Genomic DNA, 13339 nt, shown 5'->3' on the forward strand with positions numbered 1-13339 from the left:
CCGTGTCCGCCCCCTCCTCCTGCGCGGCGCCCCGGAGCGCCCCCGCGAAGCGCCCCGTCCTGCGCGACCGCCCCTTCCGGTGGCGCACTCCCCCCGTCTCCGGCGTGCTGCGCCCGCGCCTGCTCCTCACGGGAAGCGCGCTCGCCGTCGGCACGTTCGCGCTCTTCTGCTGGGGGCTCGCGCTCGGCGACTACCCGGTGAGCCTCACCGGGGTCGTCAAGGCCCTCTTCGGCGCGGGCGACGCGGGAACGCTCGGCGTCGTACGGGATCTGCGCCTGCCGCGCGCTCTCACCGGGCTCCTCGTCGGGCTCGCCTTCGGCGTCTCGGGCGCCGTCTTCCAGACGATGACGCGCAACCCGCTCGCGAGCCCCGACATGATCGGCCTCACGGAGGGCGCGGGCACCGCCGTGGTCGCCGCCGTCGTCCTCGGCTGGACCGGCGGCCTCGGGCTCTCCGCGCTCGGCCTGCTCGGCGCCCTCGCGACCGCGCTCCTCGTCTACGCGCTGGCCTGGAAGGGCGGGGCGACCGGCTACCGCATCATCCTCGTCGGCATCGGCGTCTCCTGGATCTGCACGAGCGCGACGGACTTCCTCGTCGCGCGCGGCAACCGCTTCGAGGCGCAGGCCGCGCTCGGCTGGCTCGTCGGCAACCTCAACGGCCGTACGTGGGGCCAGGTCGACACCCTCGCCCTCGCCCTCGTCGTGCTGCTGCCGCTCTCCCTCGGCCTCGGCCGCTGGATGCGGACGCTCCAGCTCGGCGACGACGTCGCCGCCGGGCTCGGCACGCCCGTGCAGCCGGTGCGGCTCGCCCTGCTGCTCACCGGGGTCGGTCTCGTCGCCTTCGGCACGGCGGCGGCGGGCCCGGTCGCCTTCGTGGCGCTCGCCTGTCCGCAGATCGCCCTGCGGCTCGCCGGCACCGCGGCGCCGCCCCCGCTCGTCTCCGGTCTCACCGGCGCGTTCGTCGTCCTCGGCGCCGATCTCCTCGCGCGCGAGGCGATCCCGGGGACCGAGCTGCCGGTCGGGATCGTCACCGGCGCCCTCGGCGCCCCCGTCCTGCTGTGGCTGCTCATCCGCGTCAACCGCGCGGGCTCTGGAGGCTGAACCCATGTCGCTCACCGAGCCGAAGGGACCCGAGCTGCGCGCCCGGGACCTGCACCTCTCCTACGACGGCCGCCCGGTCGTCACCGGCCTCGACCTCACCGTGCCGACCGGCAAGGTCACGGCCGTCGTGGGCGCCAACGCCTGCGGCAAGTCCACGCTCCTGCGCGCGCTCGCCCGTCTCCTCGCCCCCCGCGAGGGTGTCGTCGAACTCGACGGCGCGGCACTGCGGTCGGTGCCCACGAGGGAACTCGCCCGCAAGCTCGGCATCCTGCCGCAGTCCCCGGTCGCGCCCGAGGGCCTCACGGTCGGGGACCTCGTGGGGCGCGGCCGGGCCCCGCACCAGACGTGGTGGCGGCAGTGGTCGAAGGCGGACGAGGAGGCGGTGGAGGCGGCGCTCGCGGCGACCGGGCTCACCGAGCTGGCCGACCGCGCCGTGGACGAGCTGTCCGGCGGTCAGCGGCAGCGCGCGTGGATCGCGATGGCGGTCGCGCAGGGCACCCCCGTCCTGCTCCTGGACGAGCCCACGACGTACCTCGACCTCGCCCACCAGGTCGACGTCCTCGACCTCGTGACGGACCTCAACAGGCGCGAGGGCCGCACGATCGTGATGGTCCTGCACGACCTCGACCAGGCGTGCAGGTACGCCGACCACGTCATCGCGATGAAGAGCGGCCGGATCGTCGCGCAGGGCCCGCCCGCCGAGGTCGTCACGGAGGCGATCGTGGAGGACGTCTTCGGGCTCCGCTGCCGCGTCACCACGGACCCGGTCAGCCACACGCCGCTCGTCATCCCGCTCAGCAGGCACCACGGGAGCGGGGACGGCGGTGCGGGGCGGGAGGACGGACAGGCGGCGCGAGCCGCAAGCCAGGACGACGGCGGTGCGGGGCGCGACGCCGACGCCACGGTCCCGCCCCGCGCCCCGGAGGGCTCGGCGGTCCCGGTCGGCGCCGGGACCGCCGCCTCTCAGGGCCGCGACGTCAAGTAGCCGCCCATCGTGCGGAAGTAGTCCCGCGCCGCGTACTCCGTCCCGTCCTCCGTCCGCACCCGTCGCACGAGCAGCCCGGGGTGCCGCCCCGTGTGCGCCTCGGGCCCCGCGACGACCACCACGCCGTCGCCCTCGCGGATGAAGATCCGGCCGGGCGTGCCCCCGTAGCGACCCTCGGAGACACCCGCCGAGACGATGCGCAGGCGCTTGCCCCGGTGGAAGGCGTACGCGTTCGGGTACGGGTCCGACTGGGCCCGTACCAGGCGCTCCAAGCGCTCGGCGGGCCACTGGAAGTCGATGCGGCTGTCCTCGTCGGCGCGCTTGTGGAAGAAGCTCGCGCGGGCGCGGTCCTGCGGCACCCACTGGCCCGCGTCCCGCCCCGAGGCGATGAGGTCGAGCGATTCGCGCACGAGGGGTTCGATGAGGTCGACCGTGCGGTGGAAGAGGTCCGTCGCCGTGTCGTCGGGCCCGACGGGCACCGAGCGCTGCACGAGCACGTCGCCCGCGTCGAGTTCGGCGTTCATGCGGTGCGCCGTGACGCCGACGCGCTCCTCGCCGTTGATGAGCGCCCAGATGATCGGCGAGAAGCCCGCGTAGGCCGGGAGCAGCGAGTCGTGGATGTTGAGCGTGCCGTGCGGCGGCAGGTCGAACAGTTCGGGCGGCAGCCAGGTGCGCCAGTTGTTGGCGACGATGATGTCCGGGCGCGCTTCCCGTACGGCGGCGAGGAGTTCCTCGTCGTCGGGCCGGTTGCGCAGCAGGACGGGCACGCCGTGCTTCTCGGCGAGTTCGGCGACGTTGTCGTCCCAGATCTTCTCGTAGGCGTGCTCACTCCTCGGGTGCGTGACGACGAGCGCCACCTCGTGCCCGGAGTCGAGCAGCGCCCGCAGCGTGCGATGACCCCAGGTCTGGTAGCCGAGCATGACGACCCGCATATGTGCATCCCTCCACGACCGCATTGCTAGGTAAGCCTTACCTTATCTAACATGACGTTGCCTGAGGAGGCGATGCAAAGGTGAACGCACCGGTTACGGGTTCCGAGCCCGTCCACGACCTTGTCGGGATCGGCTTCGGCCCGTCGAATCTCGCCCTGTCCATAGCCGTTGAGGAACACAACGCGCAGCTCGCGGCGGACCGCCGCCTCGACGCGCTGTTCCTGGAACGCCAACCCCGCTTCGGCTGGCACCGGGGGATGCTGATCGACGACGCGACGATGCAGGTGTCCTTCCTCAAGGACCTCGTCACGCTGCGCAATCCGACCAGCGACTACAGCTTTCTGTGCTTCCTGCGCGAGCGAGGGCGCCTGATCGACTTCCTGAACCAGAAGACGCTCTTCCCGCTGCGCGCCGAGTTCCACGAGTACTTCGAGTGGGCGGCGGCGCGGGTGGCGCACCAGGTCTCGTACGGGAGCGAGGTCGTGGCCGTGGACCCGGTGCGCGCCGACGACGGCGAGGTGACGTGCTTCGACGTCACGAGCCGGGACGCCGGGGGCGCGCGCACGACGCACCGGGCGCGCAACATCAGCCTCGCGCTGGGCCTGGAGGCGCACGTGCCGCCGGGCCTGAGCCTCGGCGAACGCGTCTGGCACAACAGCACGCTGATCCCGCGCGCCGAGGAACTGGCGCGCTCGGGCGCCCCGGTGCGGCGCGCGGTCGTGCTCGGCGCGGGGCAGAGCGCCGCCGAGTCGGTGGACTACCTGCACCGCACGTTCCCGGACGCCGAGGTGTGCTCGGTCTTCGCCAAGTACGGGTACACGCCCGCCGACGACAGCCCCTTCGCCAACCGCGTCTTCGACCCCGACGCGGTGGACGTCTACTTCTCGGCGCCCTCGGAGGTGAAGCAGTCCCTGCTCGACTACCACCGCTCGACCAACTACTCGGTCGTCGACATGGACCTCATCGAGTCGCTCTACGCGACCGCGTACCGCGAGAAGGTCGCCGGGCGCGAGCGCCTGCGCTTCCTCAACGTCTCGCGGATCAGGGAGGTCTCCCCGGGGGCGCCCCTCGACGTCACGGTGGAGTTCCTGCCCACGGGCGAGCAGGAGGTGCTGGCGACCGACATCCTCGTCCTCGCCACCGGTTACCGCCCGCGCGACCTCGGCGCGCTGCTCGGCGACGCGGCGAAGCTGTGCCTGCGCGACGACGGCGACGCGCTGCGCGTGGACCGCGACCACCGCGTGGAGACCGCGCCCGAGGTCACGGCCGGCATCTACCTCCAGGGCGGCACGGAGCACACCCACGGCCTCACGAGCACCCTCCTGTCCACCGTGGCGGTCCGGGCGGAGGAGATCCACCGCTCGCTCCTCGACGGGCGGAAGGTGGCGGCGGCGGTCTGAGACGCGGACGGCTGCCGCGCCGGGCTCCGGCGCGGCACCCCGCCAGGCCCGGTACGGTCAGGGGCCCGGGACCGCTCCACGAGCCCCGAGGGCGGCGCCCCCCGTCGCGTGCGCCCGACGACGTTCGCTCTCTGCCCCGTGACGCCCCGGCCCGACGGCAGAGGTCGCGCTCCCCTGCGGGGCGGCCCGGTCCCTCGGTCCCCTCCGGTCTCGCGCGCTCTTCCGCCCGGCTTGCCCTCGCGGCGCCCCCGGGCGGAAGGTGGGGCGGACGAACGGGGGAGGCACATGGGCAGGCGGCCGGGCGGGCGCGTGACGTTCCGGGCCATCGCGGACGAGGCGGGCGTGTCGATCGCGACGGTCTCGCGCGTGGTCAACGGGAGCACGCGGGTCTCCGAAGGGACGCAGCGGGCGGTACGCGAGGCCGCGCAGCGGCTCGGGAGCGGCTTCGCGCGGACGCGGGGCGGCGCGCCGCCCGTGCTCGTCTACTGCCCGTACGCGCTGACCGACTACTTCGGCACGATCGTCACGTCCGTCGTGGAGACCCTGGCCCTGCACGGCCGCCGTGCGCTCGTGCTCGCGGGCGAGAGCGCGCAGGACGACACCTCGGCACTGCTCGCGCTGCCCGAGCAGCAGGGGATCGCGGGCGCCGTGCTCGTCCTGCCGCCGGGTTCGACGCACGATCTGGAGGTGCTGCACGCGCGCCGCTACCCGCTCGTCGTGGTGGACCCGCGCGCCGAACTGCCCGAGACCGTCGCCTCCGTCTCTGCGGCGCACGCGGCGGGGGCGCGGCGCGTGACGCGGCACCTGCTCGGTCTCGGCCACCGCAGGATCGGCTTCATCGGCGGCCCCGGCGACTGGCTCGCGAGCCGCAACCGCCTGGTCGGCCACACCGCCGCGCTCGGCGAGAGCGGGCTCCTGCCCGACCCCGCGCTCCTGGCCGCGATCACCGAGCCCACGACCCACGAGGGCCACACGGCGGCCCGGCTGCTCCTGTCCCGCGATCCCCGCCCGACCGCGCTCGTCGCGTTCAACGACAAGACGGCTGCGGGGGCGATCCGCGCGGCGCGCGAGGCGGGGCTCACGGTTCCCGGGGATCTCTCGGTCACGGGGTTCGACGACAGCGAGCTGGGCCAGAGCATCACGCCCGCACTCACGACGGTCCGCCAGCCCCTTGAGGAGATGGGGCGCATGGCGGTCTCGCTGCTCGTCCGCCTCGTCGCGGGCCACGCGGTCGACACGCTGCACGTCGAACTCGCCACGCCTCTCGTGGTGCGGGACTCGACGGCGCCACCCTCGGCCGCATGTCGCGTTTGAAACGGAAAACGGCGGCGGGTGCACCCTCACCGCCCCGCCCGGCTCCATCCCTTGCACGCGAGGACGGGCCGGACGAACGCCGGACGGCCTTCCAGCGGGTCCCGGCAACGCGCCTGACCTGCGGCGTTCTCAATTCCCTTGTGTGTACACGTCGTTGCTCTTGACGCTCCCCCGACGCCCCTCTAACTTCACCGGTTGTACGCAGCAGTCCGCCTCGCGCATGTAAAGGTTTCACGGCTGTTCCTCCGGCCGGTCCTCCTTCCCCACCCCCCACCGCCCCAGGAAGGACACCCCCATGTCTCCTGCCCGTACCCGACCGAGCACCCGCCGCAGACGGCGCCCCCGGACGCTCGCGACGGCCGCGACCGTCGTGCTGCTCGGCGCCGGGACCCTCGTCGCCGTGGACGGCACCGCCGCGAGCGCGGCGACACCGGGGCCGGTCGTCAACCAGGGCAACGGCAAGTGCCTCGACGTGAAGGACGGTTCGACCGCCGACGGCACCCCGGCCCAGATGTGGACCTGCTCCCCGGGCCCCAACCAGACGTGGACGCTCGACGACAACGGCTCGCTCACGGCCAAGGGGAAGTGCCTCGACCTCGTGAACGGCGGTACCGCGAACGGGACCGCCGCCCACCTGTGGACCTGCTACGACTCGCTCGCCTCGCAGAAATGGCAGTACACGGGCGGGCAGTTCGTGAACCAGGCCGCCGGGAAGTGCCTCGACATCAAGGACAACGACAACGCGAACGGCGCCGCGCTCCAGATCTGGGACTGCGCTGGGACGCCGAACCAGAAGTGGGACTACGCGGGCGGCACGACGACACCGCCGAACGGCAAGGACCCGGACCTCGGCCCCAACGTCGTCGTCTTCGACCCGTCGATGTCCGCCGCGACGATCCAGTCCCGCCTCGACTCGATCTTCGGCCGGCAGCAGAGCGACCAGTTCGGCAGCGGGCGATACGCGGTCCTCTTCAAGCCCGGCACGTACAGCGCGGACGTGAACGTCGGCTTCTACACGCAGGCCGCCGGGCTCGGCATGAGCCCCGACGACGTGACGATCAACGGGGCCGTGCACGCCGAGGCCGACTGGTTCCAGGGCAACGCGACGCAGAACTTCTGGCGCGAGGCCGACAACATGTCCGTCAACCCCACGGGCGGCTCGGACCGCTGGGCGGTCTCGCAGGCCGCCCCGTACCGCCGGATGCACGTGCGCGGGAACCTCAAGCTGGACGACGGCGGCTGGTCGAGCGGCGGCTTCATCTCGGACAGCAAGATCGACGGGCAGATCCAGTCCGGCTCGCAGCAGCAGTTCCTCACCAAGAACAGTTCGATGGGCTCCTGGTCCGGTTCCAACTGGAACATGGTCTTCGTCGGCGACCAGGGCGCACCCGCGCAGAACTTCCCGACGTACACGACGGTCGGCGCGGCCCCGGTCAACGCCGAGAAGCCCTTCCTGCACGTCGACGGCGCGGGCGCCTGGAAGGTCTACGTGCCCGGCCTCCAGACGAACGCGGCGGCGACCACCTGGAACGGCAAGACGCAGACCGGCAGGGACCTGTCCCTCGACGACTTCTACGTGGCCAGGCCCGGTGCCTCCGCCGCAGCCATGAACACGGCGCTCGCGGCGGGCAAGAACCTGCTCGTCACACCCGGCGTCTACCACCTCGACCAGACCCTCGAAGTGACCCGGCCCGGTCAGGTCGTCCTCGGCATGGGCCTCGCGACACTCGTGCCCGACAACGGGATCACCGCGCTCACCACCGCCGACGTGGACGGCGTCCGCATCGCCGGGCTCCTCATCGACGCGGGCACCACCTCCTCGCGGACCCTCATGGAGGTCGGCCCGAGCGGCGCCTCGGCGAACCACTCCGCCGACCCCACCGTCCTCAACGACGTCTTCCTGCGGATCGGCGGCGCGACCGTCGGCAAGGCCACGACCTCGCTCGTGGTCAACAGCGACCACACGGTCATCGACCACACATGGGCCTGGCGCGCCGACCACGGCAACAGCGGCACGGTCGGCTGGAACACCAACACCGCCGACACCGGCCTCGTCGTCAACGGGCAGAACGTCACCGCATACGGCCTCTTCGTCGAGCACTACAAGAAGACGCAGGTCCTCTGGAACGGCAACGGGGGACGCACGTACTTCTTCCAGAACGAGCTGCCCTACGACCCGCCGGACCAGGGCTCCTGGATGAACGGCTCGACGCAGGGCCACCCCGCCTACAAGGTGGCCGACGGGGTGACGAGCCACGAGGCGTGGGGCCTGGGCAGCTACGCCTACGCGCAGGTCAACCCGTCCGTCGTCGAGGACCACTCCTTCGAGGTCCCGCGGAGGAGCGGGGTCCGCTTCCACGACATGGTGACCACCGTCCTCGGTGGCAAGGGAACCATCAACCACATCATCAACGACGCGGGTGCCAAGGTGACGCCGAGCAACAACGTCGCCTACCTGACCTCCTACCCGTAGGCCGAGCCCGGTCCCTCCGGGTGCGGGGCGGCCCCCTCGCGCACGCGACGGAGCCGCCCCGCACCCCCCGCTCCCACCCCCCACCACGAAGGGCACCCGCATGTCTCGCAGACCCCGGCGCCGGTCCGCTCCCGGCACCCCCGCCACTCCCCCGCGCCGCCTCGTCCGCTTCCTGCTCACCGGCGCGCTCGCCGCCGCCGGGCTCGGCGCGGCGGGGACCGCCCCCGTGCACGCGGCCGGCGAGCAGGTCACCGCGTACCTCACGACGACCGACGACCCCGGCGGCCGGCACGTGACACGCGGCCTCCAGCAACAGGCCCCGTTCGCCTTCCAGTCCGGCACGGCGAACAGCGGCACGACCGTCTCCGTGGACGAGAACACGCGCTACCAGACCTTCACGGGCGGCGGCGCCTCCTTCACCGACACCGCCGCCTACCTCCTGAAGGAGAGCGGCGCGCTCTCGCAGTCCACGCTCGACCAGACGATGACGAAGCTTTTCTCGCCGACGGACGGCATCGGGCTCTCCTTCCTGCGCAACCCGATGGGCGGCTCCGACCTCGCGCGCTTCGGCTACACCTACGACGACGTGCCCGCCGGGCAGACCGACCCCTCGCTCGCGAAGTTCTCGATCGCCCACGACCAGGCCGGGGTCCTGCCGCTCACGCAGCAGGCCAAGCGCCTCAACCCGGGGCTCACCACGGTCGCCTCGCCGTGGACCGCGCCCGCCTGGATGAAGGACAACGGACAGCTCAACGGCGGCTGGCTCAAGGCCGAGAACTACGGCACGTACGCGAACTACTTCGTGAAGTACCTCCAGGCGTACCAGTCCGCCGGGGTGCCGATCGACTACGTGACCGCGCAGAACGAGCCGACGTGCTGCGACAGTTACCCCTCGATGAGCTGGAACGGCTCCGGGCTCGCGTACTTCACGAAGAGCGAGCTGCTGCCGAAACTGGCCTCGGCCGGGCTCAGGACGAAGGTGCTCGCGCACGACTGGAACTGGGACACGTACGACGCCTACGCCGCACCCACCGTGGACGACGCGGCCGTGCGCAGCCACCCGAACTTCGGCGGCATCGCCTGGCACGGCTACGGCGGCGACGTGAACAAGCAGTCGCAGATCCACGACAAGTACCCGGAGCTGGACGCCTTCCAGACCGAGCACTCGGGCGGTACCTGGATCGCCGACCAGCAGACCGAGGACATGCGCAACATCATCGACTACACCCGCAACTGGGCGAAGTCGGTGACGAAGTGGTCCCTCGCGGTCGACCAGAACAGGGGCCCGCACAACGGCGGTTGCGGCACCTGTGACGGGCTGGTCACCGTGCACGACGGGGACGGCCGCAGCGGGCAGGTCGACTACACCATCGAGTACTACACGATGGGCCACCTCACCAAGTTCGTGCGGCCGGGCGCGAGCCGCATCGCGTCCACGGCGAGCGGCGACGTGCCGAACGTCGCGTGGCGCAACACGGACGGCTCGAAGGCACTCCTCGCCTACAACGAGTCCTCCTCCGCGCGCTCCTTCACCGTCAACTGGGGTGGACAGCACTTCACTTATCAGCTTCCGGGCAAGACGTCCGCGACCTTCACGTGGGACGGGACGCAGAGCGGCGGGCCGGGCGGCGGGACCGAGCGCACGGGGACACTCGCGGGCCTCGGCGGCAAGTGCCTCGACGCCTCGGGAACCGCGAACGGCTCGGCCGTGCAGACCTGGTCGTGCACGGGAGCCGCGAACCAGCGCTGGACGCTCGGCACCGACGGCACGGTCCGGACGAACGGCAAGTGCCTCGACGTGAGCGGGGGTTCGACCGCGAACGGCGCCAAGGTGCAGCTCTACGACTGCAACGGGACGGGCGCCCAGCGGTGGACGTACGACGCGACGAGCCACGACGTCGTCAATACGACGGCGGACAAGTGCCTCGACGTGACCGACGGTTCGACCGCGAACGGGGCGAGAGCGCAGATCTGGACGTGCACGGGCGCGTCCCACCAGAAGTGGACGCTGAACGGCTGACGCCGCCGAAGGGCCCGCCGCGGTCGCGGCGGGCCCTTCGGCGTGCCGGGGCGGCGCGGCCCTCGCCCGGCTCCTCGCGGGAAGGCGCTCAGGGCCCTCACACGAAGGCGCTCAGGCCCGTCGCCGCGCGGCCCACGATGAGCGAGTTCATCTCGCGCGTGCCCTCGTACGAGTACAGCGCCTCCGCGTCGGCGAAGAAGCGGGCCGCGTCGTGGTCGAGGAGGATGCCGTTGCCGCCGAGGATCTCGCGGGCGCGGGCGACGGTCTCGCGCATCCGGGTCGTGCAGAACATCTTGGCCAGCGCGGCCTGCGCGTCGCTCAGTTCGTCCTTCTCCTCCAGCGCGGCGAGCCGCACGGCGAGCGTCTGGCAGGCGGTGATGTCGGCGAGCATGCGGGCGAGGAGGTCCTGCACGAGCTGGAAGGCGCCGATGGGGCGGCCGAACTGCTCGCGCTCCACGGCGTACGCGCGCGCCGCCTCGTACGCGCCGAGCGCGCAGCCCGTCGCCGTCCAGGCCACGGCCGCGCGCGTCACGCGCAGCACGCGGTTCGTGTCGGCGAAGGACTCCGCGCGCTGGAGCCGGTCGGTCTCGGGGACCCGGACGCCTTCGAGGACGAGGTGGGCGTTCTGCACGCCGCGCAGCGCGATCTTGTGCGGGATGACCTCGGCGCTCAGGCCCCTGGCGCCGTGCTCGACGACGAAGCCCTTGACCTGGTCGTCGGCCACGTCCCTCGCCCAGACGACGAGGAGGTCGGCGAAGGAGCCGTTGCCGATCCACTTCTTCTCGCCGTCGAGCACCCACGTGTCGCCCTCGCGGCGCGCGGTCGTGGTGAGCCCGGCGGCGGTGCCCGAGCCGACGAGGGGTTCGGTGAGGGCGAAGGCGCCGAGCTTGTCCCAGCGGGTCATCGCGGGCAGCCAGCGCGCCTTCTGCTCCTCCGAGCCGCAGGCGCGCACCGAGCCCATCGCCAGCTCGGCGTGCACCCCGAAGAACGTGGCGAACGACGGGTCGACGCGGGCCATCTCCATCCCGAGCAGCCCCCGGAAGAGACTGCTGCGGGCCGGTACGCCGACGTCGTCGCCCTCCTCGCCGGTGATCCCCAGCTCGGCGATACGCCCGCGCAGGCTCACCGGGCTGCGCCCGGCCTCCCACAGTTCGTTGGCGTGCGGCGCGACCTCGGCGCGCAGGAACTCGCGTACGCGCTCCAGGAGTTTGCGCTCCTCGTCGGCCAGCAGGTCCACGACCCCGAAGAAATCGCCCTCGACCGCGCCCGCTTCGCTTCCGTGCCGCCGCTCCGCCATGGTCCGCACCGCCTTCGTCCCGCCGTGCCGCCGTACGGCACGGACTTGATCGTTACTGGCGGGTACCCCGTGGAAGGCGGGAGCAGTCGTGGCCCCGCGCCCGGCCACCTGAATGCCCGGGGCGGCCCCCCGCGAGCACCTTCCCCGGCCACGAAGGGACCCGGTCACCGGCCGGGAGTGCCCCGTCCGGAGAGTTCCCCCGCGCCGAGAGGCCGCGGCGGGGCGGCCCGGTCGTCACGCGGCCCGGCGCTCCCGCGAGGGCTCCGCGTCCTGGGCCCCCTCGGTCCGGGTCCAGTGCTCGCGCGTTCCGTCCGTCGCCTTTCCGGCCGGTTCTTCGCTGTGGACGAGTCGGAGGTGCCGCGTGCGGGGGCTCCGCGGCCCCCGGGCGCCACCCCGCGTGCCCGGCGGTGCGGCCGACCCCATCCAGTCCTCGACCCGGTCCATGGCGAACAGCAGGACGGCGACGAACGGCAGCAGCAAAGACGCGACAAGCACCACGGTGACGCACTCCCTCGCACAGGCGGTCCCTCCCGGGTGCCCCCGCGCGCGCCGGGGATCGCGCGCGGGTGTGAAAATCCGGTGACGCCGGGGTCACCCGCCCGCCGCGTACAACTCCAGGAGTGGGTGGGCCGAGTCCAGGCCGTCGCGGCCGAACGGCGCGTCGAAGCTCCAGACGAGGAAGAGCAGGAAGACGACGAGCGCGCTGAACGTCGTGGCGAGCACGACCTCGCGGGTGGTGCGGCGGATCTGGAGCGTGTAGAGCAGGCCGAGGGTCACGACGCCGCCCGCGACGAGACCGAACCAGACGCTGCCGGGGAGCGTGGACCCGGCGGAGTCGATGCGCTGGTGCCGCGCGTCATCGGCGGCGGCGACCTGGTCGAGGAGCGGCTGGTACGCCTGTGCCTGGAGTTCGTCGGCGGGCTCGCGGTGGGCGAGGTCGGCGCGGATCTTGCCGAGCAGCGCCGCGCCCCTCGCGTCAGGTTCGCGCCCCGCCTCCATCTCGGGCCACTCCGCGGTGACGGTGTGCCGCGCGTAGGCGTCGATGTGGGAGCGCACCTGCTCGCGGAAGGCCGCGGGGTAGACGTCGAGGCGCTGGTCGATCTCGTAGAGCGACTGCGCCTCGCGCTGCACGGTGTCGTCGGCGGCCTGGCGGGCCTCCCAGACACCGGCGATGGCGAGGCCGAGGACGATGGCGTACACGACGCCCACCATCATCACCATGTACTCCAGGACGTCGGGCGTCTCGGAGGTGTCCTCGTTGATGACGCGCCGCTGTCTGAGCGCGGCGGCACCGACGACGAGCGCGCAGACGAGCACGGTGGCGAGGGTGTAGATCAGCCATTGGGGCACAGCGAGCCTCCTGAGGGCAGGCCGAAGGGAACGGGGGCTACGGGTACGGGGTGACCGCGCGCCCGCGACGGGGCCCGCGAGGGCGGGAACGAGGAAGGGCGCGGCGGGGACGAGGGGCCGGGCGCGGGCTCAGCGCCTGCGTCGGCCGCCCGGACGGAGGGCCACGGCGGTGAGCACCGCGGGGAGCATCACGACGACGGTCGTGGTGGTGACGGGCATCCCCGCGGGCTTCGGGCGCTGGGCGACCGGGCGGCGTGTGCGGGGCTCCCAGTGGAAGCCGGCCGGCGCGGGCTGCGGGGCCGGGACCGCCTCGGGCGGGGGCGGTTTCGGCGGCGCGGGGCGCGGACGCGGGCTCGGTGGCGGGGCCGGACGCGCGGCGGGCGGCGGCGCGACCACGGCGGGGCGGGGCCTCGGGGGTGGTGACGGCGCGGGGCTCGGCGGGGGGGGCGGGGGGGGGGCCGGGGGGTC

11 protein-coding genes are annotated in these 13339 nt (G+C 72.9%); 7 read left to right on the top strand and 4 right to left on the bottom strand.

Translation table 11 applies throughout. The annotated features are described in order from the left end of the window. Positions 1-2: 2 nt before the first annotated feature. Both IF99_RS0100405 and IF99_RS0100410 read left to right on the top strand, forming a co-directional pair. A complete protein-coding gene (locus tag IF99_RS0100405; RefSeq protein WP_030994241.1) occupies positions 3-1100 on the top strand; it encodes a FecCD family ABC transporter permease in 1098 nt (365 codons plus the stop codon). 4 nt (positions 1101-1104) lie between these two features. Next, positions 1105-2085 (top strand): ABC transporter ATP-binding protein, encoded by a 981-nt coding sequence (locus tag IF99_RS0100410; RefSeq protein ID WP_030994242.1) that lies wholly within the window; start codon positions 1105-1107, stop codon positions 2083-2085. Here the strand turns inward: IF99_RS0100410 and IF99_RS0100415 are convergent. Next, a complete protein-coding gene (locus IF99_RS0100415) occupies positions 2064-3017 on the bottom strand; it encodes a methionyl-tRNA formyltransferase (protein WP_030994243.1) in 954 nt (317 codons plus the stop codon). The genes IF99_RS0100410 and IF99_RS0100415 overlap by 22 nt on opposite strands. Positions 3018-3097: 80 nt before the next feature. On the opposite strand from IF99_RS0100415, the gene IF99_RS0100420 reads away from it, so the two are divergent. From IF99_RS0100420 to IF99_RS0100435, 4 genes are all read left to right on the top strand, one after another. Further along, on the top strand, positions 3098-4417 hold the full coding sequence (locus IF99_RS0100420) for a lysine N(6)-hydroxylase/L-ornithine N(5)-oxygenase family protein (RefSeq protein ID WP_030994244.1): 1320 nt from the start codon (positions 3098-3100) through the stop codon (positions 4415-4417). A 285-nt stretch (positions 4418-4702) separates the two neighbouring features. Next, positions 4703-5731 carry a LacI family DNA-binding transcriptional regulator gene (locus IF99_RS0100425; RefSeq protein ID WP_030994245.1) on the top strand — a complete coding sequence of 343 codons (1029 nt, stop codon included), beginning with the start codon at positions 4703-4705 and terminating at the stop codon, positions 5729-5731. A gap of 295 nt (positions 5732-6026) precedes the next feature. Next, positions 6027-8204, top strand: coding sequence for an RICIN domain-containing protein (locus tag IF99_RS0100430; RefSeq protein WP_234340529.1), 2178 nt, complete (start codon positions 6027-6029; stop codon positions 8202-8204). A gap of 100 nt (positions 8205-8304) precedes the next feature. Then, positions 8305-10224, top strand: coding sequence for a ricin-type beta-trefoil lectin domain protein (locus tag IF99_RS0100435; RefSeq protein WP_107048908.1), 1920 nt, complete (start codon positions 8305-8307; stop codon positions 10222-10224). A gap of 97 nt (positions 10225-10321) precedes the next feature. Here IF99_RS0100435 and IF99_RS0100440 read toward each other — a convergent pair whose 3' ends face one another. The 3 genes from IF99_RS0100440 to IF99_RS0100450 all read right to left on the bottom strand — a co-directional run bounded on the left by IF99_RS0100440 (position 10322) and on the right by IF99_RS0100450 (position 12871). Next, positions 10322-11521: an acyl-CoA dehydrogenase family protein gene (locus IF99_RS0100440; protein WP_030994248.1), complete on the bottom strand. Its 1200-nt coding sequence runs from the start codon at positions 11519-11521 to the stop codon at positions 10322-10324. Between the two features lie 234 nt (positions 11522-11755). After that, positions 11756-12019: a hypothetical protein gene (locus IF99_RS0100445; RefSeq protein WP_051703311.1), complete on the bottom strand. Its 264-nt coding sequence runs from the start codon at positions 12017-12019 to the stop codon at positions 11756-11758. Between the two features lie 93 nt (positions 12020-12112). Further along, on the bottom strand, positions 12113-12871 hold the full coding sequence (locus IF99_RS0100450; protein ID WP_030994250.1) for a DUF4239 domain-containing protein: 759 nt from the start codon (positions 12869-12871) through the stop codon (positions 12113-12115). A gap of 169 nt (positions 12872-13040) precedes the next feature. On the opposite strand from IF99_RS0100450, the gene IF99_RS34590 reads away from it, so the two are divergent. Continuing rightward, positions 13041-13339 (top strand): hypothetical protein (locus tag IF99_RS34590; protein ID WP_234340530.1); only part of this gene is annotated, 299 nt, incomplete at its 3' end.

The organism is Streptomyces sp. NRRL F-5630 (assembly GCF_000719475.1).
Lineage (GTDB): Bacteria > Actinomycetota > Actinomycetes > Streptomycetales > Streptomycetaceae > Streptomyces.

Coding starts and splice junctions, on each gene's coding strand:
- IF99_RS0100430 (WP_234340529.1), top strand. CDS start 6,027: ATGTCTCCTGCCCGTACCCGACCGAGCACCCGCCGCAGACGGCGCCCC.
- IF99_RS0100435 (WP_107048908.1), top strand. CDS start 8,305: ATGTCTCGCAGACCCCGGCGCCGGTCCGCTCCCGGCACCCCCGCCACT.
- IF99_RS0100415 (WP_030994243.1), bottom strand. CDS start 3,017: ATGCGGGTCGTCATGCTCGGCTACCAGACCTGGGGTCATCGCACGCTG.
- IF99_RS0100440 (WP_030994248.1), bottom strand. CDS start 11,521: ATGGCGGAGCGGCGGCACGGAAGCGAAGCGGGCGCGGTCGAGGGCGAT.
- IF99_RS0100425 (WP_030994245.1), top strand. CDS start 4,703: ATGGGCAGGCGGCCGGGCGGGCGCGTGACGTTCCGGGCCATCGCGGAC.
- IF99_RS0100410 (WP_030994242.1), top strand. CDS start 1,105: ATGTCGCTCACCGAGCCGAAGGGACCCGAGCTGCGCGCCCGGGACCTG.